The sequence below is a fragment of the Candidatus Clostridium helianthi genome (assembly GCF_045310795.1).
Classification (GTDB): Bacteria; Bacillota; Clostridia; order Clostridiales; family Clostridiaceae; genus Clostridium; species Clostridium helianthi.
The window spans coordinates 253,195-279,078 of sequence record NZ_JBJIAB010000001.1; the positions used below are offsets into that span (position 1 = coordinate 253,195).

Below are 25,884 nucleotides of genomic sequence, written 5' to 3' on the forward strand. Positions count from 1 at the left end.
AAAGGCCTCCTTTATTCTTCTATCTTGACTCTACCATCAATTACTCTGATTTTATTTTCGCTAATTAACTTAATTGCCTTAGGTAATATTTCGTGTTCTTTTTCTAAAATCCTCTTTTGAAGAGTTTCCGTATCATCTTCAAAATAAACTGGCACAACTTCTTGAAGAAGTATAGCTCCACCATCAACTTCAGAATTTACAAAATGAACTGTACATCCTGAAAATCTTACACCACTTTTAATTACGGCTTCATGAACCTTTAATCCGTACATTCCAGGTCCACAAAAAGATGGAATTAAAGATGGATGAATGTTTATAATTCTATTATCAAATTCCTTTAATATTTCCCCATCTAAAATTGCCAAAAATCCTGCAAGAACTATTAAATCAACCTTTCCCTTTGTTAATTCTAAGATCTTGTTAGATGATTCTTCACCATACTCACGCCTAGTAACAACAAAAGTATCTATATTATGCTTTTTAGCCCTCTCTAAAGCATAAATATTATCACGGCTTCCTATAACCATCTCTATCTTAACATTCATATAGTTATTTTCCACCGCATCTATTACCGATTGTAGGTCTGTTCCGCCCCCAGAAACCAAGACCGCTATTTTAAACAAATACCTTCACCCCCAGATGTTACGTATCCTATTTCATAAGCTTTTTCTCCCATTTCTACTAAAGCCTTTATAATAGGTTCCACATCTTCATCTTTAACAGCAAGAACAAACCCTATTCCCATGTTAAAAGTATTATACATATGTTCCTTATCTACACCTTTTTCAATGATTCTTTCAAATATAGCTGGAAGTGGATATGAATCTTTGTTAATTACAGCTGTGAAGTCTCCACCATTGAACATTCTTGGAACATTTTCTATAAATCCACCACCTGTAACATGAGCCATACCTTTAATTTCATAGCTTTCTAACAATTTAAGTACTGGTTTTACATAAATCTTAGTTGGTGTAATTAATGTCTTCCATACTTCTTCACCATTAAATTCTTCATTTAAATCTGGGAATATTTTTCTGATTAATGAATATCCATTAGAATGTATTCCAGAAGAAGCTATACCAATTAATTTATCTCCATCTTTAATATTGCTTCCATTAATAATCTTATCTTTATCAGCTATACCAACAGCAAATCCAGCCATATCATATTCTCCATCTGAATAAAATCCAGGCATTTCAGCTGTTTCTCCACCAATTAATGCGCAGTCAGAATCAACACATCCATCTGATATACCTTTAACTAAATCTGCTGCAACTTCAGCTTCAAGCTTCCCACAAGCTATGTAATCTAAGAAAAATAATGGTTTTGCCCCATGACATAAAATATCATTTACGCACATAGCTACGCAGTCAATACCAACTGTATCGTACTTCTTGTTCTTAAATGCGATTTCTAGTTTAGTTCCTACTCCATCAGTTCCAGAAACTAAAACTGGTTTTTCATAGCCTGATGGTAATTCAACCATTCCAGCAAAACTTCCAAGACCATTTAAAACATATTGACTCATAGTTCTTGCTGCGTATTCTTTTATAAGCTTAACTGACTTATATCCTTCTTCTATGTTAACTCCCGCTTCTTTGTAAGTAATCATTTATTAACTCCACCTTTCAAAATGCTATTGACATATTCAAAAAACAATAGATGAATGTGCCTTAGATGTCTATATCTCTTTCTCTACTGGTGTTGCAACTGGGTAAACTCCATTAAAGCATCCCATACAAAATTCTTCTCTATCACCACAGCTCTTATAAACACCTTCTTCACTTAGATATCCTAAATAATCTGCTCCAATCATATCTCTAATCTCTTCTATAGTATTATTAGCAGCAACAAGCTCACTTCTATAAGGTGTATCTATTCCAAAATAACATGGATACTTAACACTTGGTGATGCTAGTAAGAAACTAACTTCTTTTACACCTGCACGTCTAAGTGATTCAACTAAATGTTTTGATGTAGTACCTCTTACTACTGAGTCATCAATAAGTATAACTCTTTTTCCTTCTAAGTTTGATTTTAGTGGATTTAACTTTACTGCGACTGCTCTTTCTCTTATTTCTTGAGATGGCGATATAAAAGTTCTTCCAACGTATCTATTTTTAATAAATCCAGTATCATAAGGTATTCCAGAAGCCTTTGCATATCCGATAGCTGCTGGTATTCCAGAGTCTGGAACTGCTATAACAACATCTGCATCTAATGGATGCTCTTTGTATAACTGTTCTCCTGCTTTAACTCTTGTTGTATGAACTTCAAGCCCATCAATTCTAGAGTCTGGTCTAGCAAAATATATATATTCAAAAGCACATGTCTGACATTTAGTATTTTCAGAATATCTATATGAACTTATTCCTTCACTGTCTATTATAACTATTTCTCCTGGTTCTATATCCCTTACAAATTCAGCACCTATTGCATCTAAAGCGCAGCTTTCTGAAGTTAGAATGTAACCTTCTTCAATTTTTCCCAACGAAAGTGGTCTAATTCCATGTGGATCTCTAGCCCCAATTAATCTATCCTTTGACATAATAGTTAATGCAAATGATCCTCTAACAGCTGACATAGCATCAACTACTGCCTTTGCAAAACCTTTTTTTGCACTTCTTGCTATAAGACATGCAATTACTTCAGAATCTGTTGTAGTATGGAAAATTTGTCCTCCATCTTCAAGTAATTCTTTTATTACATCTGCATTTACTAAAGTTCCGTTATGAGCCATAGCTATTGGTCCCATCTTTGATGAAACTAGTATTGGCTGAGCATTTTCAATGCCTTTTCCACCAGCAGTTGAATATCTTACGTGGCCTATAGCTATATGACCCTTTAGCTTTTGTAAATCTTCCTGCTTAAATGCTTCAGTTATTAAACCTAATCCTTTATGTATGTCAATTTTTTCACCATCTGCTACTGCAATTCCAGCACTTTCCTGCCCTCTATGTTGAAGAGCATAAAGTCCATAGTAAGTCATTGATGCTACATCTATTGGCTTATTAGTATATACTCCAAATACCCCACACTCATCCTTAAATTTATCATTACTTGGATCCATTATTAATTCAAAATTCGGATTACTCATCTATACAATCCTTTCACTAATCTATTTTTGAAAACTTAAAATACATGAGAACTAATGCACAATTAAGGATGAAATTTTTTTGGACTTCTAAATCACATAATTCATCAAAATTCATCAGATAGATAAGAATTTAAAATAACACTCAAGACTTAATTTATTAATTCTCAACCTTCCTCTGTGAACTTAGTTCCCTCATTGTGCATTACTAATTGCATTCTAATATAAATTTTATAATAAATCTGATTCTAAATATATACTACTTAGAAATTCTCTTTAATATTTCAACATAAGCATCTTTAACATTACCTAAGTCTCTTCTAAATCTATCTTTATCTAATTTTTCTCCTGTTGTTGCATCCCAGAATCTGCAAGTATCTGGTGAGATTTCGTCAGCTAAAACTATTGTTCCATCAGCACATCTACCAAATTCAACTTTAAAGTCGATTAAGTTTATGTTTTGTTCTTTAAATACAGCTTTAAGAGTGTCATTAATTTTTGCTGTCATATCATAGATTACTTTTAATTCTTCAAAAGTAGTTGCACCAATTCCAACTGCATGATAATCATTTATTAATGGATCTCCTAATGAGTCATCTTTATATGATAATTCAAATACAGTAGTCTTAAGTTTAAATCCTTCTTCAAGACCTAATCTCTTAGCCATGCTTCCAGCTGCAACATTTCTCACTATTACTTCAAGTGGAACTATTTCAACCTTTTTACATAATTGTTCTCTATCATTTAGTTTCTCTATAAAGTGAGTTTTAACTCCTGCTTTTTCTAATATTTCAAATAATACTGAAGTTATAGCATTATTCATTATACCTTTATCTTCGATTTGGCCTTTCTTTTCTCCATTGAATGCTGTTGCATCATCTTTGTAATATACAATTACTTCGTCAGCCTTATCTGTTGCGTAAATTTTCTTTGCTTTTCCTTCATATAACATTTCTAATTTTTCCATTATAGTTCTACCCCTTCCGCATTTTCCTCAATGAATTTTTTCTTCATATTTAATCTGAATTCTTTTAATTTATTTTTTAATTCATCATTATTAACTGATAACATTTGAACCGCTAACATTCCTGCATTGTAGCTGTTATTTATACCAACAGTAGCAACTGGAATTGATTTTGGCATTTGTACTATAGAATATAATGCATCAACACCTTCAAGAGCTGCCTTAACTGGAACTCCTATTACAGGAAGTATTGTCTTTGATGCTATTACTCCTGGTAAATGTGCTGCAAGCCCTGCTCCAGCTATAATAACTTGGCATCCTTGAGCTTGAATTTCTTCTAATGTTTCTTCTAATTTTTCTGGTACTCTATGAGCTGAAAGTATAAATGCTTTATATTCTACTCCAAATTCCTTTAAAGCATTTGCCGCTCCCCTCATAACCTCTGTGTCTGATTTACTTCCAAAAAATATTGCTACTTGCATCTTAAACATCCTTTCAATTCACAATTCTCAATTCACAATTCACAATTTAGGTAACCATTCCTTCGGAATACTCTTTTATTCTCGTTTCAAATCCCACTTGAATTTGTACCCTCATTGTGAATTGTCAATGTGCATTATTTAAAATATTTTTTCTTAAACCGCATTATAAGTGAGAATCGAAATTTTATATTTCGCTCTTCGAACTTACTCAGCGAACGCATGTGAGTCGAGTTTCCTTATAAGTACCTGTAACCCGCATTATCACTATAAGTGAGAGTCCAAATTTTACATTTGGTTCCTCGAACTTACTCAGCGAACGAAAGTGAGTCGAGTTTCCTTATAAATACCTGTAACCCGCATTATTACTATAAATATTTACATATTTACATATCTTCATATTTATCTTTTTAAATATTTATATACTTAACTTTATACATATTTAAAAATTTAACTTTTTACATATATACCTTTTTAAATTTTTAAATATATAACTATTTTTATATTTAAATTCTTATATTCTGGGCACTTTATCATTCTAGCTAATAAGACGCCCAGAAACTTACTTATTCAACCTTCATAAAGAACAAATCCTTTTTAAAGGAAACTCGACTCGCATATGCTCGCTGAGTAAGTGATTCACACCAAATCAAAGATTTGGGTTCTCTACTTAAAATAATTCACTCCTGCTTTGAAGATCTTTTGATCAAAGTCTCCTGGGATGTTTCTATATAAATCTGTTCCTATTCGTTCACTATGTGCCATCTTACCTAAGACTCTTCCATCTGGACTTGTTATACCTTCTATTCCGTACATTGATCCATTTGGATTGAACGGCATATTTAATGATACATTTCCATCAAAATCAACATATTGAGTTGCCACTTGACCATTAGCAATTAATTCTTTAATTAAGCTTTCTGGTGCAACAAATCTTCCTTCACCATGAGAGATTGCAACTGAATGTATATCTCCTACATTAACTTCACTAAACCAAGGTGATTTATTTGATACAACCTTTGTACTTATAATTGAAGACATATGTCTATTTATATTATTGTAAGTTAGTGTTGCCATATCTTCTTTAATATCTACTATCTCTCCATATGGTACTAATCCTAATTTAATTAACGCTTGGAAGCCGTTACAAATACCAAGTGCTAATCCATCTCTATTCTTAAGTAATTCCATTACGCTATTGCTTATCTTTTCATTTCTAAGAGCATTGGCAATGAATTTACCTGAACCATCTGGTTCATCCCCTGCTGAGAAACCTCCTGGAATCATAAGAATTTGAGCTGTACTTATTTCTTTTGCAAGTCTTTCAATTGAATCATTAAGAGCTTCCTTAGTAATATTTCTAAATACTACTTGAGTAACTTCTGCTCCTTCTTTTTCAAATGCTCTAGCACAGTCATATTCACAGTTGTTTCCTGGGAATACTGGAATTACAACCTTTGGCTTAGCTACTTTAATAGCAGGCGAAAGTTTTGATTTTTTATCATATAAAACTGTTTCTACTTTTCCTTCTACATCTTTTGTTTTAATCTTAAATACCGATTTTAATTTTTCTTCGTATGTTTTTTCTAAAGCTTCTATATCTAAATTCAAATCATATTCCTTGGAAATTATAACTGCTGAACTTATTGTCTTACCAACTTCTTTATATAAACACTCTTTGAATCCTTCTTCTACATTAACACCATTCTTAACTTCTAGTACTATAGTTCCATAGTTAAATCCAAATAACTCATCCTTTGTTAAGTTATCAATTTCTGCACCAATTCTATTTCCAAGTGTCATTTTAGTAACTGTTTCTGAAACTCCACCATACTTAACAGCAGATGCTGAAATTACTTTTTCATCTTGAATTAATTTATATAGTACGTCTAAGTTCTTCTTAAGCTTATCTAAATTTATAGTTCCATCTTCTAATTTTTCAGTTTGAAGTAAAACTAAACTTGATCCTGCTTCTTTAAATTCTGGTGATATTATCTTTCTAGCTTTTTCTACTCCTACAGCAAATGATACTAATGTTGGAGGTACATCTAAATCTCCAAAGCTTCCTGACATTGAGTCCTTACCACCGATTGCTGCTGTTTCAAATGCCATTTGAGCTTCATATGCACCAAGCAATGCTGCAAATGGTTTACCCCATCTAGAGCTTTCTGATCCTAATCTTTCAAAATACTCTTGGAATGTAAGTCTAGCTTTTCTGTAGTCTCCACCCATAGCTGCAAGTTTTGATATACTTTCAATTACTGCATAATATGCCATGTGGTATGGGCTCCATGTTCCAAGTTCTGGATTAAACCCAAATGTCATCAATGTAGCATCTGCACTTTCTCCATCTAGAACTGGGATTTTAGCTGCCATTCCTTCTGCTGGAGTTTTTGCATACTTACCACCAAATGGCATAAGTACTGTTCCATGTCCTATTGTTGCATCAAATCTTTCTGATAATCCTTGCTGAGATGATACATTTAATTTTCTTAAATTATTTATCCATTCTTCTTTAACATCAATATCTGCTACTACATATGGATAATCAACTGGAGCTTTAACTGTAACATTTGTCTTTTGAGTAGCACCATTTGTATCTAAGAATGTTCTCTTTAAATCAACTATGTTCTTACCTCTCCAGAATAATCTAAGTCTGTCTGTATCAGTAACATGTGCCACCAACGTAGCCTCTAAATTTTCTTCATTAGAAAGTCTTATAAATTCATCTGCATTTTCTTTTGTTACAACTACTGCCATTCTTTCTTGTGATTCTGAAACTGCAAGTTCTGTTCCATCTAAACCTTCATATTTCTTTGGAACCTTATCTAAATCTATATCTAATCCTCTGCAAAGTTCTCCAATTGCAACTGAAACTCCACCTGCACCGAAGTCATTACATCTCTTAATCATCTTTGCTACTTTAGAATTTCTAAATAGTCTTTGAAGCTTTCTTTCAGTAGGTGCATTACCTTTTTGTACTTCTGCTCCACATTCATTTATTGAATCTACTGTGTGTTCCTTAGATGAACCTGTAGCTCCTCCAACACCATCTCTTCCAGTTCTTCCACCTAGTAAGATAATTACATCTCCTAAAGCAGGTTCTTCTCTTACCACATTTTCCTTAGGTGCTGCTGCAATAACTGCTCCAACTTCCATTCTCTTAGCTGCATAGTTTGGATGATATACTTCTTCAACTTGACCTGTTGCAAGACCAATTTGATTTCCATATGAACTATACCCATGAGCTGCTCCAAGTGTTATCTTTCTTTGAGGAAGTTTTCCTTCTAATGTATCCTCAACTGGAACTGTTGGATCTGCTGCTCCTGTAACTCTCATTGCTTGATATACATAAGTTCTTCCTGATAGTGGATCTCTTATAGCTCCCCCAAGACATGTTGCTGCTCCACCAAAAGGTTCAATTTCTGTTGGATGGTTATGTGTTTCATTCTTGAACATTACTAAGTAATCTTCCATGCCTTTATCAGTTTCAATTTTTACGTTAATTGAACAAGCATTTATTTCTTCGGAAATATCTAAATCTTCAAGTTTTCCTCTTTTTCTAAGTTCTTTCATAGCAATTACAGCCATGTCCATAAGAGTTTTATTTTTTTCTTTCTCGCCATAAACGTATGATCTAGATTTTATATATCCTTCATAACTTGCTTTTATTGGAGCCGTATATTTATTATCTTCAATTTGGACATCTTCTAAGATAGTTGAGAATGTTGTATGTCTACAGTGATCTGACCAGTATGTATCTATAACTTTAATCTCAGTTATGCTTGGATCTCTTTTTTCTCCTTTGAAATAATCTTGAATCATAAGAAGATCATCAATGCTCATAGCTAAACCTTGTCCACTATGAAACTCTTTTAATTGATCCAATGTCTTGCTGGTAAATCCATCTAAGATTTGTACATCTTTAGGTATGTTTGAAAGTGACGATAAATCTTTGCTATTTATATCTACTTCCCTAGAATCGACTGGGTTTATATAATATTTCTTAATTTTTTCAATATCATCTTTTGAAAGGTTTCCTTTTAATACTACTACTTTAGCTGATTTTATTTCTACCTTGTCTTCTGCTGTTAATAGAGCTAGACATTCTGAAGCTGAATCTGCTCTTTGATCGTATTGACCTGGCAAATATTCTACACCAAAAGCTATTTCTCCTTCATTCATTGGTAATTCTGATTCGTAAACTACATCTACTGTTGCTTCAGAAAAAATTGTATGTAAAGCCTTATTATAATATTCTTCAGGTATATCTGATATTATATATTTATTAACAAGTCTCACGTCTTCTAATCCAGTTACTCCCAAGTTATCTCTAAAGTCATTTAGTAAACTTTGAGCTTCTACATTAAATCCTTTTTTCTTTTCAACGAATACGCTTCTAATATTTAACATTTTAATTCCTCCAAAAAATATTATGAGATTTAGCCTAGGTGCATTCAAAAAATACCATGTCACTATACTTGTATGTTGGACTTGTTATTTTTTTCATTTACCTACTCACTACACCTTCGTAATGGCGAATGTTTTCCGATAACACTCTACTAACTTTCGTATCGATACCATAAGATTATCATTCAACACGTATGTTGTCAACCTATTTTATGTTAAAATTTCATTTAATTTATGTTTTTACGAATTATGTATTTATTTTATCCTTGCATAATTCGTGTTTTATTTATTTAATATATGTTTTTATGTATTATAAGGCTTTTCTTCTTTTTCTTAAATTGTGCACATTTTTATGGTGTAAAACATCAATTTCAACATAATATATGCTCAAAAAAAGACGCAGATAATTATAGTGTTTTCTATTCATCCTATAATTATCTACGTCTAAAAATTTATTTTTCTATTCTTAGCAATAAAAATCTATATGTTTTTCTGCTTTTAATAATTCTTTATGCATCATCCAATGATATAATTTGCCAGAGTAGAATAAAATTTCGGTCGATGCAGTTAAGTTATTCATTGTGCTTCGCACTTTTTTCATATGTGCAGATTTTTTACACATATGTCTCTTCAAGCGTATTTTAAATTGTATAATTCTCCATACAAAAAAATAAAGAGCCATAAGATTTCTCTTATGACTCAACAACTTACTATCTGTCGAAGTTTCTGTTGTTTCTTTGTTGCTTTCTAGCTCTTCTACAATCAGGACATCTAACTGGATCGTTGTCAAATCCTTTTTCTTTGTAGAATTCTTGTTCTCCAACTGTGAAAACAAATTCCTTTCCACAATCTTTACATACTAAAGTTCTATCTTCCATTATAAAAATCCTCCCTTTTTCCAAAGATTATAACCTGATACCTAGACCCAATCTCTGAAACAGAGGCGAATGTACAGTATTGATTAAATCTTGAATTATCTTACATTCTTATAATACCACACTTTGCCACATATTTCAACACTAATTCTCACAATTAAATTGTTAAATTTAAACCTTCTCAATTTATAATATATCAAAACTTTCATTAACTTATATATAATTTGTTAAAAAAATTGAGGTTTAATTCAACCTCAATCCTAATATAGCTAATCTTCTTCAAACATTAGACCTTCTTGCAATTTTCCAGCATCCATTGATACTATTCTGTCTGCTACTTTTTTAGCAAAATCCATATCATGAGTTATAATCATCATACTCATGCCTTTTTCACTTAAACGCTTTATTAAATTTGCAACTTCTCCAGTTAGTCCTGGATCTAGTGCAGAAGTTGGCTCATCAAAGCACATTATTTTAGGTTCAAGCACTAATGCTCTTCCAATAGCAACTCTTTGTTTTTGACCACCAGATAATTCAAATGGATAGTTATTTTTCTTTCCTAACAAGTCTAAGAAGCCTAAAGTTTCTTCTGCTTTCTTTATCGCTTCTTCTTTTGACCATCCTAACACCTTTTGTGGTGCTTCAATAAGATTTTCTAAAACGCTCATATGCGGAAATAAGTTGAAATTTTGAAATACTAATCCTATATCTTTTCTTATTTCTTTTAACGCATTTTTATCTACATACTTACCATTTTTACATAAAACTTTTCCGTTAACTTCTATATCGCCTTCATCACAATGTTCCAATTCATTTACACATCTAAGTAAGGTTGTCTTTCCACCACCTGAATTTCCAACGACAACTAATATTTCACCTTTTTTTATATGAAGATTAACACCTTTTAAAACTTCTGTATTTCCGAATCTTTTTTTCAAATTACTTACTTTAAGCATATAATCTCCTCCACACTATTTATAATAGTCATACTTCTCTTCAATTTTCTTTAATACTTGACTGAAAATTGCTATTACTGCTAAGTAAACAACACCAACTATTAAAAGCGGTACCAACGAAACATCTCTATTAGCAGCAGTCTTACCTATCTTTAATAGCTCGTCCATACCAACTACATAAACTAATGAAGTATCCTTCACTAAAGTTGTTATTTCATTTGCAACTGGTGGTATTACTGTTTTAAATGCTTGTGGAAGTATTATTCTAAAAAATGTTTGTTTAGAACTTAAGCCTAGAACCTTAGCCCCTTCAACTTGTCCATTGTCTATAGACTCTATACCTGCTCTAAATATTTCTCCAAAATAAGCTCCATAATTTAAAGTAAACGCTAAAATTGCTGCTGGAAATCTATCAAAGCTGATTCCTACTAGCGGAAGTCCAAAGAAGATTACAATAATTTGCAATAACAGAGGAGTGCCTCTCATTATAAGAATATATATTCCACTTATTTGTTTAAGTATTAGAGATTTAGATGTCCTCATTACAGCGATTATTACTCCTAGTGGAATAGATAATACTAAAGTAAGTACAAAAATTTCTAATGTAACTTGTAATCCCTCTAATACTTGAGGCATTATCTCTAAAATATAACTCAAAGTTATTTCCTCCTCTTTATTTTCAAACTATTTGTATAAATATATGTGATTATCTAATTTGCACTATTTAAGAATTATATCTTGTTCGAACCATTTCTTTGATATGTCTGCTGCAGTTCCATCAGAAATAACTTCATCTAAAGCTTTGTTAAAAGCTTCTACAAATTTAGTATCACCTTTTTTAATTCCAACACCGTATTGTTCACTTCCAAAATTCTCATCTAAGATTTTATACTTCTCTTGTCCTCTTGCTTTCATATAATATCTTGCTAAAATTTCGTCTACAACAATGGCATCTAATCTCTTTGCTTCTAAATCCATTAATGCAGCGTTATTATCTTCAAATGTAACAAGTTTTCCACCATCAAAAGTTTTTTCGATTCCATTAGCTGCTTCAACTGCATCTACTGCTGTTGATCCGTTCTGAGCACCAACTTTTTTACCTGCTAAATCATTTTTAGATTTAATATTAGAATCTGCTAATGTTACTATAACTTGAGTATTACTTAAATATGGCTTTGAAAATTCAACTTTTTCTTTTCTTTCATCAGTAATTGAATATCCATTCCATATTAAATCTATATTACCGTTATTAAGTTCAGTTTCTTTCATACTCCAATCAATTGATTGAAATTTCACCTTTTTATTAAGTTTTTTACCTACTGCATTTGCTAAATCAACATCAAATCCAACTATTTCCCCGTTCTCATTTTTAAATCCCATTGGAACAAAAGTATCATCTAAACCTATTACTAATTCATCCTTATCTAATGCACTTTTTGCTGCCTTTGATTCTGATGATTTATTGGCATTCCCGCCACATGCAACCAAGCTTACTCCCAATGTAGCTATGATAGCAACTACTGTTAATTTTTTTATTAAACTATTTATTTTCATATGTAATAACCCCCTACATCACTTTCTATTTACCACTTTATCATACTAAAGCAAAAGAATCAAGTGTTTTTTATATTCTAAATTATAACAGGTATAACGAAAGCTGCATTAGCCCATTATACCTGCCAAAAACTTAGAGCTATAATTTTTTATCTAGTGGTTGCTATTCTATCTATTGCTCTTTCAAGATTATTCATATGTGATGTAAATTCATCTACTGTATCTGTCACTTGCTTTTTATCGATTGGATCCTTAAATGTATCTGCTCTATCTTTCGCATCATCAACATTATCTTTAACTTCATCTAATTTATTAGATATATCATCAAATTTATTTTTAATATCTTCACTTTTTCCTTCAAAATCAGCATTATTGAGCTCATCCGTCAATTCATCTGCTTTATCATTTAATTCTTTCATTACACGTGTAGTATCACTATCAACTTCATTAACTTTATCAGAAATTTCCTTAGGACTAGACTTTAATTTATCCATTAATTCCTTCATCTTATCTGATTCAAAAACTTCATTAACCTTATCTGCAGATGGCTTTTCATCTGTATCTTCTTTTGTTTGAAGTATATAATCATCTTTAAGATTACAACTAATTAAAGAAAAAGAAAGTATTAATAAAAGTATATAGCTCATTATATTTTTCTTTTTCATTTCTTCACCTCAATTTGTTTTTATACTACATAGTCTATATTAATATTTTTTTGCTAATCTTTCAATAATGAAATTGAGGCACACTCAAACCAACAAGTCCATCTAATAAGCTAAAGCGTATTTTTCAATTTAGATAATAATCTTTTTTTATATTTTATACTTGCCACTTCGCTTATATCAGCTAATAATCTATAATTTGATATTCCACCATATACTCCTACTATCGGTATCCCTTGAATAACTTTTGATACAACTATATTTTCAGATAAACATTTTGAAGCTGACTCAATTAATTCATTTATATCAACCTTAAGATCATGATTATTTTCAATACTATATGCAATTCTATCCACTTCATTTGAGTATAGAATTTTTTCATCTGTTTTTATAGAACTTGCACAAATTATATTTAATATAAATGCCTTTTCACTTTTGGACTTATAATCAAATCCATAATTTACACAAATCTCATACACAGTTTTTAATATTACTCCAATAAACACAGGTATATCCGGTATTCCAATTCCTAATATACCAAGTAATGTCCCTTCTGCTGCCGTGATTCCTTTATTTATAAGCACACCTTTTTTAACCCTTTTGTCTATTCTACTTAAGTTTTTGTTATTCATCTGCTTAGATAAAATATACTCATCTATATCTGCTTCATTCTTAATTTTCTCTGAATTATAACTTTTCTCTATTACTGCAGTGCCTTTTTCAAAAACATAATAAAATCCCTTTTCAAATGCTTTCTCAAAAGTTTCTATCATATTTTTCGGGATTTTTTCTTCTAATTGCTCTTTTACAGGTAATATCTTATTTTTTATATATTCATTTTCTTTTTTATAAAAAAACTTTTCTTCTCTCTTTATTAACTTTTTCATTTGACTATTTAATATTCTCTCTTTTCTTTTATCCCTATAATCCATGTATAGTTGTATCCAATCCCTTCTATAATGATAAATTTTTGTATTTAATTCTTACTTATATAATATAATAATTCCATCAAAAACGATATCTCAAACATAATTAAAGGAAACTCTACTCACAGAGTAAGCAACCATCATCAAATCATAGATTCGAGATGTCTGCTTAACTGATTCACACAAAATCGAAGATTTTGGTTCACTACTTAAAAGAGAGCAATTACCTTGCTCTCTTAATTTGTATTTATTTTTTTGCTGATGCTGATGATTTAAGCATATCTGCAATTGCAGCTATACTTCCAAGAGATGATAAAGTCTCATTTGGTAATATAAGCTTGTTTGCTGGACTGTTAGCCATTTCTTTAAGTGCTTCAACTTGTTTTAATGCTATAACAGTTTCATTTGTTCCAGACTCAATAATAGCTTGATTTACTTTTCTTATGGCTTGGGATTCTGCAATCGCTATTTCTTCTATAGCCTTTGCTTTACCTTCTGCCTCTAGTAACTGAGATTCTTTTAAACCTTCTGCTCTTCTTATATTTGCTTGCTTTTCTGCTTCTGCTGATAAAATTTTAGCTTGTTTTTCTCCTTCTGCTTTTTCTATTTGAGATTGTCTCAAACCTTCTGCTTGAAGAATCATAGCTCTCTTATCTCTTTCAGCTTTCATTTGTTTTTCCATTGCTTGTTGGATTTCAGCTGGTGGAACTATATTTTTAATTTCAACCGAAAGTATTTTTATACCATAAGCATCAGTAACTTCATCAATAATGCTTAATAGATCTTGATTTATTGAATCTCTTCCTGATAAAATTTCATCTAATGACATATTACCTAATATATTTCTCATATTAGTTGTAGCCGAATATACAATACCTGATTGATAACTTTCAATATTATAAACCGCATCTCTTGCATTCAATACCTTATAAAATATAACATTGTCTACTAATATTTTAACATTATCTTTAGTTATAACCGATTGTGGCTCCACATCTAAAATTTGTTGTTTTGTGGAAACCTTTCTTCTAACAAAATCTACAAATGGCACAATAAAATGTAGGCCTGGCTCTAACACTCTGTGAAATTGTCCAAATCTTTCTACAACATACAAATACCCTGTATTTACAACCTTAATTGATGATATAACTACTATTAATATTAATAGTAAAATAACCCCTAAAATTATAATAACACTCATAATCTAGTCCTCCTGAACCTTTTCAATTTTTAATTTTATACCTTCTATTCCTTTGATAGTAAACTTGTCCCCTTTGTGAATAATATCGCCTTCATTTATTACAGTCCAATATTCTCCACCAACTTTAACTTGGGCTTTATCTCTAATCTCTTTTTCGCTTATCCTAATTTTTCCTACATATGTTTCTTCCATTAGTGGTATTCTTTCGTTTGCTGCTTTAAATTTTTTCTTGAGTAACGGGTATCCAACTGCAAATGATATTATATTTAGTACAGAAAATACTATTATTTGAATTATAAATGGTACTTCCATTACTCCACACACTGCAGCTACGACAGCACCTACTGCAAATAGTGTAAAACAAAAATTACTAGTTAAAATATCTATTGCAAATACGCATATAGCTATAACTAACCAAAAAACTGCCGCCCCCATACAAATTCCCTCCTTAAAAACATTATAATATTAGTTCTAAGATTTACTGTCCAATTTTTACATACATACTTGAATTTGTAATCTTATTTTATATTATACAGTGTATTTATGAATATTTCAAGATATTTATTAACTCAAAAAGAGTTATTTTATACCTTTTATCTTTTTTTGATTTCACAAACATGTTAGTATATAATTATTAGGATATGTTTATGTTTACTAAGCAAAATATACTTAAAACGTATTTAATTATATTAGAACTATATCTTATAAACCAATAAAAAAACTTAAATTTTATAATTGCAAGGAGTGATTAAATGGATTTTATAAAAGTCGCAGCTGCTTGCCCTAAAACTAGAGTTGCAGATGTTGATTATAATGTTAAAAATATTTTACTGTGCATAAATGATGCAGTAAAAAATGAAAGTAAATTCATAGTTTTCCCAGAACTTTGCTTAACAGCTTATACTTGCGGAGATTTGTTTTTACAAGAATACTTACTAAGCAAAGCTTTAGATGGAATTTTTGAAATATTAGAATCTACTAAAGACCATGATATTTTAATTGCTGCAGGTGCACCACTTCTCTGTGGAAGTACTTTATACAATTGTGCTTTTCTACTATTTAAGGGAAGTGTTTTAGGAATAGTTCCTAAGTCATATCTTCCAAATTACAGTGAATTCTATGAAAAAAGATGGTTCACTGAAGGTCTTTCAGTTGAGGATGAAAGAGTGGATTTACCATTCCAAAAAGATGTTCCTTTTGGAGTAAACTTAATTTTTTCATCAAGCATCGCAAACTTTGGAGTTGAAATTTGTGAAGACTTATGGGTAACAATCCCACCAAGCTCTTACCTTTCTCTTATGGGCGCTCATATAATTGGAAATCTTTCTGCATCAAATGAGCTTGTTAGCAAAATGGATTATAGAAAAAGCCTAATATCAAATCAAAGTGCTAGGTCAATCTGCAGCTACATATATTCTTCTGCTGGTGTTCATGAATCCACTACAGATGTATTATTTAGCGGACATTTATTAATAAGTGAAAATGGTTCATTATTAAAAGAAAATGACAGATTCCAAAGAGAAAATGAAGTAATCTATTCCATAGTTGATGTATTCAAATTAAAGTCTGAAAGAATGAAAAATTTGAGTTTTAGAGATTCATCTAAGTTTATCAATAAGAATCCTAACACAATTAAATTTGAATTCAGCGATGTTTCAATAAGTACATTTGATAGATTTGTAGATAAACATCCATTTGTGCCTTCTTACGAGAAAGAAAGAGAAATTCGCTGCAAAGAAATATTTAATATTCAAGCTGCTGGCTTAGCAAAGAGATTAGAACATACAGGCTCTAAAAAAGCAGTAGTTGGAATTTCAGGGGGATTGGATTCTACATTAGCCTTACTTGTAATAGTAAAGACTTTTGAATTACTTGGTATTGATAAAAAGAATATAGTAACCATTACTATGCCTGGTTTCGGAACTACAGATAGAACTTACAATAATGCTATTAACTTGTGTAAGGACTTAGGTACAGATCTTAGAGAAATAAATATAGTTAAAGCATCTCTTCAACATTTCGAGGATATTGGTCATGATAAAGACATTCATGATGTAACTTACGAAAATGTTCAAGCAAGAGAAAGAACTCAAATTTTAATGGATATTGCTAATAAAGAAAGAGGACTCTTAATAGGTACTGGTGATTTATCAGAGCTTGCTCTTGGCTGGTGTACATATAATGGAGATCATATGTCAATGTATTCTGTGAATCCATCTATTCCAAAAACTCTTGTAAGATATTTAGTTCAATATGTAGCACAACATGAATCTACCGAAGTTGTACGTGATATTCTTATGGATATACTAGATACACCTGTCAGCCCTGAATTATTACCTAAGGATGCTAACGGTGAAATCTCTCAAAAAACGGAAGATATTGTAGGTCCTTATGAACTTCATGATTTCTTCTTATATCACTTCATTAAACATGGCTCAACTAAAGAGAGAATATTCTTTTTAGCTAAGGCTGCTTTTAAGGATGATTACTCTGATGAAGAAATACAAAAATGGCTTGATAAATTCATTTTTAGATTCTTTACTCAACAATTTAAAAGAAGTGCTCTTCCTGATGGACCTAAAGTTGGAAGTATTTCTTTAAGCCCTAGAGGTGACTGGCGTATGCCATCAGATGCTAAGCCTTGGGAATAGCTAGCTGAAATCATATATATTTTTGTTCCGAAAAACTATGAAAATATATATGATTTCATGAAAAACCTTAATTAATCTATTACTAGATTAATTAAGGTTTTTTTGACGTGGACATTTTTTCAAATGTGAAAAGTTCTTGATTGCACTTCGTGCTCTTTTTAACTGTGAAATGATCTTAATTGCACTTCGTGCTCTTTTTATAGGTGAAATGATCTTAATTGCACTTCGTGCTCTTTTTATAGGTGCGTACTTTTTTTCAAATGTGTGGAATTTTTTTTTGGATAGTGCTAAAATAGATGTTATTAAATAATAATAATAAACAATGGCAATAAGCCTTATAGATTTGGAGGAATATAAAAATGGGGAAAAAAGCTGATATAGACTGGGGTAAATTAGGATTTGATTACATAAAAACAGATCTTCGTTATATTTCAGTTTGGAAAGATGGAAAATGGGATGAAGGAAAACTTGTTGAAGACAATATGCTTAGTATAAGTGAAGCTTCTACAGTTATTCATTATGGCCAAAGTTGTTTTGAAGGGCTCAAGGCATATACAACAAAAGAAGGCAAAATTCAATTATTTAGACCTGACTTAAATGCAGATCGTATGAATGAAAGCTGTGACAAACTTCTTATGCCACATATTCCAAAAGAAAAATTTATCGATGCAGTTAAACAAGTTGTAAAAGCAAATGAAAAATATGTACCTCCTTATGGAAGTGGTGCAACTCTATATATTAGACCATATTTAATGGGAGTTGGTAACAACATTGGTGTTAAACCTGCTCCAGAATATATTTTCGGTGTATTTTGTATACCAGTAGGACCTTATTTTAAAGATGGTGTATCTCCTTGCAATTATATAGTTTTAGATGACTTTGATAGAGCCGCTCCTCATGGTACTGGCGGAAATAAAGTTGGTGGTAACTATGCAGCTTCATTACAAGCTCATGCTGAAGCTGTAAAAAAAGGATTTGCTGATTGTATTTACCTAGATCCAGCTACTCATACAAAGATCGAAGAAATAGGTGCTGCAAACTTCTTTGGAATAACTAAAAATGATGAATTTGTTACTCCTAAATCACCATCTATTTTACCTAGTATAACAAAGAGATCTCTTCTTTACATTGCTGAACATTATTTAAAGATGCCTGTTTATGAAAGAGAAGTATTTATTGATGAAATAGATCAATTTAAAGAAGCTGGTGCTTGCGGTACTGCTGCAGTAATAACTCCTATTGGTGGAATTCAACATAACGATAAATTGCATGTATTCTTTAGCGAAACTGAAGTTGGTCCTATAACTCAAAAATTATATGACTTACTTTTAGGAATTCAACTTGGTGATGTTGAAGCTCCAGAAGGCTGGATATACGAAGTAGAATAATATTTATAAAATAAAGTTAAAAAACTAGTATGAACTTAACCCAAAATAAGTTCATACTAGTTTTTTATACTCTAATTAAGTTCCATTTTATTAAAATAACTCCCTATAGATAAACAATATATAACTTAGACTTATGCACTAATCCACCGAAAGTAGAAACATTGTTATTTCACAGGACTATGAAAATTTCGCTGAAAGTTCTAAATTGCAGGTTGCACCACTAATGCTTGCTCCCAATTTTATTGTGACAAGCATTAGTTGAACAACCTACAATTAAGATCTTTTAACAGCTCATTTTCAAATGCCTGCTAGATAAAAATGTTTCTGCTTTCTAGTTTAGATATATTTCAAAGTATAAGTAAGCAATAATTGTGTTATCTATAAATCTTCTAAAAGGTTTAATTGATTAAACTTTATCTTAAACTGTCAGTTATTTTAAACTAAATAACTTTATAAAGAATGAATCATATAATTCACATATATATGTCACATCTGTCAATTGAGATTGAACCTTTTATTCTTTAAGTTCATAATACTGAACATAAACTTGTTATTCCCGCATATATTTTACTCTTTCGTTATATTATATTAATCAAATAAATATACATTATATTATAGAATATTTAGTAAACTTTTCTAGTAAATATACGAATATATAAGTAATATATTGATACTAATATTGAAGCTGAATTTATAATTTTAGGGAGGGGATATTATATGAGTGATAACAGAATAATTTCTAGAAGTGAATATATTGTGGCTAGTGTATCTGGTGCTGCTATTGATAATAAAATAATAAAGAGGCCTTATACTAACCCTAGAAATCCTTCCAATAAAAAACAAAACAATGCTAAATCTTTTGATAATACTTTGCATTCATCAGCTTCACAATCATCAAATGACAGCCAAGCGTCTTTTTCCAATGAATTAGAAAATATGGCAAGATTGAAAAGTGAAGAAAATTCTAGGTTGGTTCAGGCAAAATTCAATAATAAAATAAAAGATTCTGAAACTAGCGATAAGAATCCCGCTCAAACTGAATTGCATAACAAACTTGCTCAAGCTATGGATGTTGAGGTGGATGTATCTACTATATATAAAAAAGTACAATTGCTAAATTCATTAAAAAATGAATCTAATAACTAATAAGAGGTTGCCAAAACATATGGTTTTTGGCAACCTTCTTTTATCTAAAGTTTACACTGCTGCTAGTCTATGTAAATTACTATACTCTCCTTGTTTTTCCATTAATTCTTCATGGGTTCCTGCTTCTATTATACCTGTTTTTCCAAGTACAATAATTTCATCTGCGTTCTTAATGGTAGACAATCTATGTGCAACCACTATGGTTGTCCTTCCAGCACATAGCTTTTCTAAAGATTCTTGAATTATGCGTTCTGTTGCATTATCTAATGCTGATGTTGCCTCATCCAAAATTAATATTGGAGGATTTTTAAGAAAAACTCTTGCAATGGAAATACGCTGCTTTTGCCCACCAGATAATTTAACACCTCTTTCACCAATGTAAGTATCATATCCTTCTGGTAATGTATTTATAAATTCATGAATATTCGCCATCTTAGCAGCTCTTAGTAATTCTTCTTCAGTTGCATCTGTCTTTCCAAACATTATATTATCTCTTATAGTTCCTGTAAATAAGAAAACTTCTTGCTGAACTATTCCAATATTTTCTCTAAGAGAATCTAATTTAACATCATAAATGCTCTTATTATCTATTAAAATATCTCCACTATCAACTTCATAAAATCTTGGGATAAGATTACAAAATGTTGTTTTACCTCCACCAGAAGCTCCTACTAACGCCAACATCTTTCCTTTATTTATCTTAATAGAAATATTTTTTAAAACTTCCTTTCCTTCATAACTAAAATTAACATCTTTAAATTCTATTTCACCTTGAACATTTTCAAGTTCAGTTGCATTTGCTTTATCTTTTTCTTTATCTTGACTCATTATTTCTATATATCTTTGGAAACCTGTAATTCCATTTTGAAATTGCTCCATAAAATCAATAAGTTTCTTTATTGGGGTCATAAAGATTTTTATAAACAGCATGTATGCCATAAAATCCCCAATGTTTATAAGTCCAATAAGTGTAAATATTCCTCCGCCTATTAAACCTACGTAACTTAGCACGTCCATTCCAAATCCTGCACCAGAAGAATATTCTGCCATTACCTTGTATGCTCTTTCTCTAGCATTAATGAACTTTTTGTTTCCTTTTTCAAATTTTTCTTCTTCGGCTTCATGACTTACAAATGCTTTTGATATTTTTATTCCTGAAATACTATTTTCAAGATTTGCATTGACTGCTCCTGTCTCTACTTTAGTTTCAAGAAAAGCTTTATTCATCTTCTTTCTCTCATACAAGGTAAACCATACTATAAATGGTATGAATGCAAATATTAAAACTGTAAGAGGTATATTGATTGTACACAATATTATAAATGAACCTATAAGCATAACTATTGATATAAATAAATCTTCTGGTCCATGGTGAGCAAGCTCTGAAATATCCATTAAGTCATTAATAATTCTAGACATTATATCCCCTGTTTTATTATTATCAAAAAAACTATTAGGTAATTTTTGAAGGTGCTTAAATATATGCCTTCTCATATCCCCCTGCATTCTAACCCCTACAACATGTCCCCAATACTGCATGAAGTAACCACATGCAGCCTTGATTCCAAAAATTATAAGTAATGCTATTGCAAATACAATAATTGTCCTTAAATCTTTATTAGGAATCGATTCATTTACAAGATCCCTTGTCATAACTGGATATACTAAATCGCATAAAGATGCGATAAGCGCTACTACTAAATCTAAAATAAATAGTAATTTATATGGTTTATAAAATGAAATAAATTTTCTTATCATTTAAAATCTCCTTCCTCTAATGAATAAAATTCATATAGCTTGTATATACTTTAATATAATACATAATTTCCCAATTGTAAGGTGGTGAATAACTTTTATGAAAAAGCTATTTTATTTTGTAAGCTTCTGCTTAGCAATTCTATTGCCTTTATTCTCATTAAATATCATAGCAAGTAAATCTGATCCAGATTATTTTTTTCCATTAATCTTTATTTGCTTGGGTCTTTGTGATACATTGCTTGGCATTAATTTATTAAATGCAAATAAAAAATTTTTGGGTATTTCCAGTTTTGTAATAGCAAGTTTCTTATTCGTTTTAGTTGGAAGCAAAATTTGTATATATAATTAGAAATGTGTACTAGTAGTGCATCCCTACTATATAACTTTTATATTATATTTAAAATTTCTTCCTTACATTTATCTAAATTATCACTGAATGTTCCTGCTATTTTAACTGGTCTATTGTTAAATACTATTATATTCCCTCGGAAATATATAGCTTCATCTAGATCATGAGTAACCAATATAACCATTCTTTTTTCTTTGTCTAATAAATTTTTAAATTCATCAATTATGGCATATTTCAACTTATAATCTAAAGATTTAAAAGGCTCATCCATTAAAATGACCTTTGATGGCTTTCCAAATGCTCTTGCTATATTAACTCTTTGTCTCATTCCTCCGCTAAGTGCATTTGGATATTTGTTTTTTGTATCATAAATTCCAACTAAATTTAATACTTCATCAATTCTATTCTCTAAAGCAGAATCCTTGAAATACCTTTTTAATGCAATTTCTAAGTTTTCTTTAACTGTAAGCCACTCAATTAACCTATCTTCCTGAAATATATAGCTTATATCATTTAATGAAACACCGCTTATATCTCCACTTTGATAATCTATTAGACCTGCTATAATATCTAAAAGAGTGCTCTTTCCACACCCTGATTTTCCTATTATGCAATTTATCTTATCGTCACAAAAATCTATGTTGAAATTTTCAAAAATTTTCTCAGTTCCATATGACTTATTTAGATTTTTAATACTTATATTCATTTGGACCACCTATATGTTCTTTTCCTTAATAACTTATTTAAAAACTCTAAAACTAGAGATACAATGACAATAATTACAATCCATGCAAAAATCCCTGGAGTATTAAAATTAACTTTTTCTACTTGTATCTGTGATCCTATCCCAAACTTTGGCTGCCCGTATACTTCTCCTGCAATTACAACTTTAAAAGTCAATGAAAATGTCGATACAAAGATGCTCATAAAATAAAATTTCATAGTTGGAATATAGATCTTTTTGACCTTGTTTTTTAGGCTTACTTCATATATCTTCGTCATATCGATTATTTTTTTATCTATTTGCAAAAGGTTATTTCGTATACCTTCATAAAGGATTGGAAAAATGATAGCAAATCCTGCAACAAATGGTGTACTATCCTTATCAAACCACACCAATGAAAGAACTACTAACACCATAGTTGGAATTGTCTTGCTAAATGAATTTACAGGCTCCATTAAATACTTGAAAAAGGGATACACTATTGCGAGCACCCCTAAAATCATTGAAAAAATCAAAGCTAATACATAACTAGTCGTAGTCCTGTAAAAACTGCTAAAAATTATCTTTAACGAATTTTTATCACCAAAAATATTCTTAATAGCTTCTAATACTTGTTCTAATCTTGGAATATATATGTCATTATTTATTATTACTGCAATTAGCTGCCATATCCCTATGAAAAATATACATGATAGTAAAGTATATAATCTACTTTTCCATGAATATTTCATCATTTGGTATACTTCCTCCTATTGTTTTTGGATCAAATTCATTTAATTTTTTGAAATAAGTTTCATATTCCTTATAACAATCCTTTATGCCTACGTATTTTATATTTGACCTGTCAATAGCTTTCACTACTATTGGCTTCTTTGCCGAAACTCCTATTTCTTCGCAATACTCCCCAGCAGTTTCTTTATTATTATATATCCACTCTTCAGAATCTTTAACTTGCTTTAAAAGTTCTGAAACAAATTCTTTATCATTTTCTAACAATTCCTTCTTAACTATAATTGTTGATTGAGGATATCCATATTGAGAATCATTTAATTTTTTCCATTCTTCATTTAAATTTAGCATTACATCAAACTTATCATTTTTACTCTGAACAGTTGATAAAGCTGGTTCTGGTATTACTGCATATTCAGATTTTCCAGATAAAATTATTGGTGCAAGCTCATTTACTGTATTCACATAGCTGAAGTTAATTTCTTTATCTACATCAATACCTTTTTCTTTAAGTATTGTTCTTGTAATTATGTCAGGTGTTAATCCCTTTCCAATATTGTAAACTTCTTTTCCCTTTAAATCTTCAACACTTTGATTCTGATTAGTTGTTCCTATATAAAATGATCCAAATCCAACTGTTCCTGCTATTTTATATTCCTTATTCTTGTTAAACACAGTTGCTGCTACGTTTGAAGGTACAATTGCAATATCTGGCTCACTCTTCATAACGCTTGTAACTAAGCTGTCAGAGTTTTGCTCAATAGTATAATTAACATTGTATCCAGATTTAATTTCCGGTTTTTCTTTTATAAGTTTAGCTACTGCTATAGCTGTAAGCCCATCTGGTGTTACAAAGCTAATATCTTTTGTTGATTTCTTATTATCTTCAGATTTGCTTTGATTTGAGCTACTGCCACAACCTGCAAATGTAAAAACACACAATATCATGATTAAAAATAATGATACCTTTTTTTTCATTCTAATTCCCCCTAAAAATATTAATATCTAAATTAAGAATTAATCAAAATACTTATTAGTAATATTAATTAATTGATATTCACTATTAATTATAATAACATATTAAAATTGAAATACCAAATCTGCATGGATATCCAACTATAATCTATACTTATGCGTATATCTCACCGAAATGAATAACATACTTTTGTTCCAGTTTCTAGGTAATTCTGATGGGTGATTCTAAGGCTATAAAGTTGCACCAAAGTGCTAGCCTCAAAGAACAAGCTTTGAACTAGCACATTTGGAACAACTTATAGCCAAAGAATCACTTCCATCAAAATTACCAATGAAACATTCCACAAAAGTATATTACTCATTTCTTGTTAGAAGATATTTCATAGTCTAAGTATAGTTTATGATTATGTCATCTATAATTTCAATAAAGATTAAAAACGAAAAAAGAACATGTAGAATAATTATTAAACATGTTCTAATATATTTCTATTTATAAAAAATATACATTTATATACTTACTGAAATTGGATTTCCACATTTCCATCTTGATTGAAGAATCAACTTAATAACCTTGCAAATGTGAATATGTTATTGCAATACGTATATCATTTATTATCTATATATATCAACAATCATCCCTTGAATCTCATCGATTGTTGACGCTATATTTATATTATCTTTTTCATCAGAAAGGAGTGCTTTTGTTAATTCTTCAAGTTTTCCATCAACAGTATCAACCGTTACGAAATACTGAGTCTGCCAAAAGCTAATATCTTTTTTAGTCTCATACATGAACTTTAGTATCGATTCTAAATATTCTTTTATCATCTTTTTGTACATAACTACATCAACATAAGTCTTAGTAGTTACTAGTCTGTTACCCCTTTTTTTTATATCATCTATCATTTTTTTGAGCTGTTCTTCTGACTTTTTATGCCTTTCCTGACTAAAACTTTGAGAAAAATCTTTTTTTTCAGAAATAATTTTTCTCTCGGAAGTTACAGTCCCTCTTCGCACTCTACCAATCTCCATGTATATTCAAT

Annotated in this window: 23 protein-coding genes; 4 read left to right on the top strand and 19 right to left on the bottom strand. The window is 30.5% G+C overall.

The window, feature by feature from the left end; all coding sequences use genetic code 11:
- Positions 1-11: 11 nt before the first annotated feature.
- The 14 genes from purN to ACJDTP_RS01240 all read right to left on the bottom strand — a co-directional run bounded on the left by purN (position 12) and on the right by ACJDTP_RS01240 (position 15,556).
- Positions 12-623, bottom strand: coding sequence for a phosphoribosylglycinamide formyltransferase (gene purN / locus ACJDTP_RS01175; RefSeq protein WP_406760252.1), 612 nt, complete (start codon positions 621-623; stop codon positions 12-14).
- Positions 611-1,612, bottom strand: a complete 1,002-nt coding sequence (purM, locus tag ACJDTP_RS01180; RefSeq protein ID WP_017210866.1) for a phosphoribosylformylglycinamidine cyclo-ligase — start codon at positions 1,610-1,612, stop codon at positions 611-613. Before purM ends, purN begins: the two co-directional genes overlap by 13 nt.
- 69 nt (positions 1,613-1,681) lie before the next feature.
- Positions 1,682-3,097, bottom strand: a complete 1,416-nt coding sequence (purF, locus tag ACJDTP_RS01185; protein WP_406760253.1) for an amidophosphoribosyltransferase — start codon at positions 3,095-3,097, stop codon at positions 1,682-1,684.
- A 256-nt stretch (positions 3,098-3,353) separates the two neighbouring features.
- Positions 3,354-4,061, bottom strand: a complete 708-nt coding sequence (purC, locus tag ACJDTP_RS01190; protein ID WP_011968398.1) for a phosphoribosylaminoimidazolesuccinocarboxamide synthase — start codon at positions 4,059-4,061, stop codon at positions 3,354-3,356.
- Positions 4,061-4,540, bottom strand: coding sequence for a 5-(carboxyamino)imidazole ribonucleotide mutase (purE, locus tag ACJDTP_RS01195; RefSeq protein ID WP_017210869.1), 480 nt, complete (start codon positions 4,538-4,540; stop codon positions 4,061-4,063). The genes purC and purE overlap by 1 nt, the downstream gene beginning before the upstream one ends.
- 663 nt (positions 4,541-5,203) lie before the next feature.
- Positions 5,204-8,950, bottom strand: a complete 3,747-nt coding sequence (locus ACJDTP_RS01200) for a phosphoribosylformylglycinamidine synthase (RefSeq protein WP_406760254.1) — start codon at positions 8,948-8,950, stop codon at positions 5,204-5,206.
- A gap of 707 nt (positions 8,951-9,657) precedes the next feature.
- Positions 9,658-9,825: a zinc-ribbon domain-containing protein gene (locus tag ACJDTP_RS01205; protein WP_023973460.1), complete on the bottom strand. Its 168-nt coding sequence runs from the start codon at positions 9,823-9,825 to the stop codon at positions 9,658-9,660.
- Between the two features lie 266 nt (positions 9,826-10,091).
- Positions 10,092-10,778, bottom strand: coding sequence for an amino acid ABC transporter ATP-binding protein (locus ACJDTP_RS01210; protein WP_077855715.1), 687 nt, complete (start codon positions 10,776-10,778; stop codon positions 10,092-10,094).
- 15 nt (positions 10,779-10,793) lie between these two features.
- Positions 10,794-11,435, bottom strand: a complete 642-nt coding sequence (locus ACJDTP_RS01215) for an amino acid ABC transporter permease (RefSeq protein WP_406760255.1) — start codon at positions 11,433-11,435, stop codon at positions 10,794-10,796.
- Positions 11,436-11,498: 63 nt separating this feature from the next.
- On the bottom strand, positions 11,499-12,332 hold the full coding sequence (locus tag ACJDTP_RS01220; RefSeq protein WP_406760256.1) for an amino acid ABC transporter substrate-binding protein: 834 nt from the start codon (positions 12,330-12,332) through the stop codon (positions 11,499-11,501).
- Between the two features lie 149 nt (positions 12,333-12,481).
- Entirely contained in the window at positions 12,482-12,997 is a 516-nt protein-coding gene (locus ACJDTP_RS01225; protein ID WP_173707179.1) for a methyl-accepting chemotaxis domain-containing protein, read from the bottom strand.
- A 110-nt stretch (positions 12,998-13,107) separates the two neighbouring features.
- Entirely contained in the window at positions 13,108-13,926 is an 819-nt protein-coding gene (locus ACJDTP_RS01230) for an EcsC family protein (RefSeq protein ID WP_406760257.1), read from the bottom strand.
- 241 nt (positions 13,927-14,167) lie between these two features.
- Complete coding sequence (locus ACJDTP_RS01235; protein ID WP_078116413.1) at positions 14,168-15,121, bottom strand: SPFH domain-containing protein; 954 nt, start codon at positions 15,119-15,121, stop codon at positions 14,168-14,170.
- A gap of 3 nt (positions 15,122-15,124) precedes the next feature.
- Complete coding sequence (locus tag ACJDTP_RS01240) at positions 15,125-15,556, bottom strand: NfeD family protein (RefSeq protein ID WP_406760258.1); 432 nt, start codon at positions 15,554-15,556, stop codon at positions 15,125-15,127.
- Positions 15,557-15,873: 317 nt separating this feature from the next.
- On the opposite strand from ACJDTP_RS01240, the gene ACJDTP_RS01245 reads away from it, so the two are divergent.
- From ACJDTP_RS01245 to ACJDTP_RS01255, 3 genes are all read left to right on the top strand, one after another.
- Positions 15,874-17,772, top strand: coding sequence for an NAD(+) synthase (locus ACJDTP_RS01245; protein ID WP_406760259.1), 1,899 nt, complete (start codon positions 15,874-15,876; stop codon positions 17,770-17,772).
- Positions 17,773-18,131: 359 nt separating this feature from the next.
- Entirely contained in the window at positions 18,132-19,160 is a 1,029-nt protein-coding gene (locus tag ACJDTP_RS01250; RefSeq protein WP_011968386.1) for a branched-chain amino acid aminotransferase, read from the top strand.
- 717 nt (positions 19,161-19,877) lie between these two features.
- On the top strand, positions 19,878-20,306 hold the full coding sequence (locus ACJDTP_RS01255; protein ID WP_103697866.1) for a hypothetical protein: 429 nt from the start codon (positions 19,878-19,880) through the stop codon (positions 20,304-20,306).
- Between the two features lie 51 nt (positions 20,307-20,357).
- Here the strand turns inward: ACJDTP_RS01255 and ACJDTP_RS01260 are convergent, their stop codons facing one another.
- Positions 20,358-22,064, bottom strand: coding sequence for an ABC transporter ATP-binding protein (locus tag ACJDTP_RS01260; RefSeq protein WP_406760260.1), 1,707 nt, complete (start codon positions 22,062-22,064; stop codon positions 20,358-20,360).
- A 97-nt stretch (positions 22,065-22,161) separates the two neighbouring features.
- On the opposite strand from ACJDTP_RS01260, the gene ACJDTP_RS01265 reads away from it, so the two are divergent.
- The gene (locus tag ACJDTP_RS01265) at positions 22,162-22,413 is read left to right on the top strand and encodes a hypothetical protein (RefSeq protein ID WP_017212760.1); all 252 of its coding nucleotides are present in this window, start codon (positions 22,162-22,164) and stop codon (positions 22,411-22,413) included.
- A gap of 37 nt (positions 22,414-22,450) precedes the next feature.
- Here ACJDTP_RS01265 and ACJDTP_RS01270 read toward each other — a convergent pair whose 3' ends face one another.
- The 4 genes from ACJDTP_RS01270 to ACJDTP_RS01285 form a co-directional block, all read right to left on the bottom strand.
- Positions 22,451-23,119, bottom strand: coding sequence for an ATP-binding cassette domain-containing protein (locus ACJDTP_RS01270; RefSeq protein ID WP_406760261.1), 669 nt, complete (start codon positions 23,117-23,119; stop codon positions 22,451-22,453).
- Complete coding sequence (locus ACJDTP_RS01275; protein ID WP_023973470.1) at positions 23,116-23,871, bottom strand: ABC transporter permease; 756 nt, start codon at positions 23,869-23,871, stop codon at positions 23,116-23,118. Before ACJDTP_RS01275 ends, ACJDTP_RS01270 begins: the two co-directional genes overlap by 4 nt.
- Complete coding sequence (locus tag ACJDTP_RS01280) at positions 23,846-24,844, bottom strand: ABC transporter substrate-binding protein (protein ID WP_406760262.1); 999 nt, start codon at positions 24,842-24,844, stop codon at positions 23,846-23,848. Before ACJDTP_RS01280 ends, ACJDTP_RS01275 begins: the two co-directional genes overlap by 26 nt.
- A gap of 609 nt (positions 24,845-25,453) precedes the next feature.
- On the bottom strand, positions 25,454-25,873 hold the full coding sequence (locus ACJDTP_RS01285; protein WP_011968380.1) for a YaaR family protein: 420 nt from the start codon (positions 25,871-25,873) through the stop codon (positions 25,454-25,456).
- Positions 25,874-25,884: the final 11 nt, after the last annotated feature.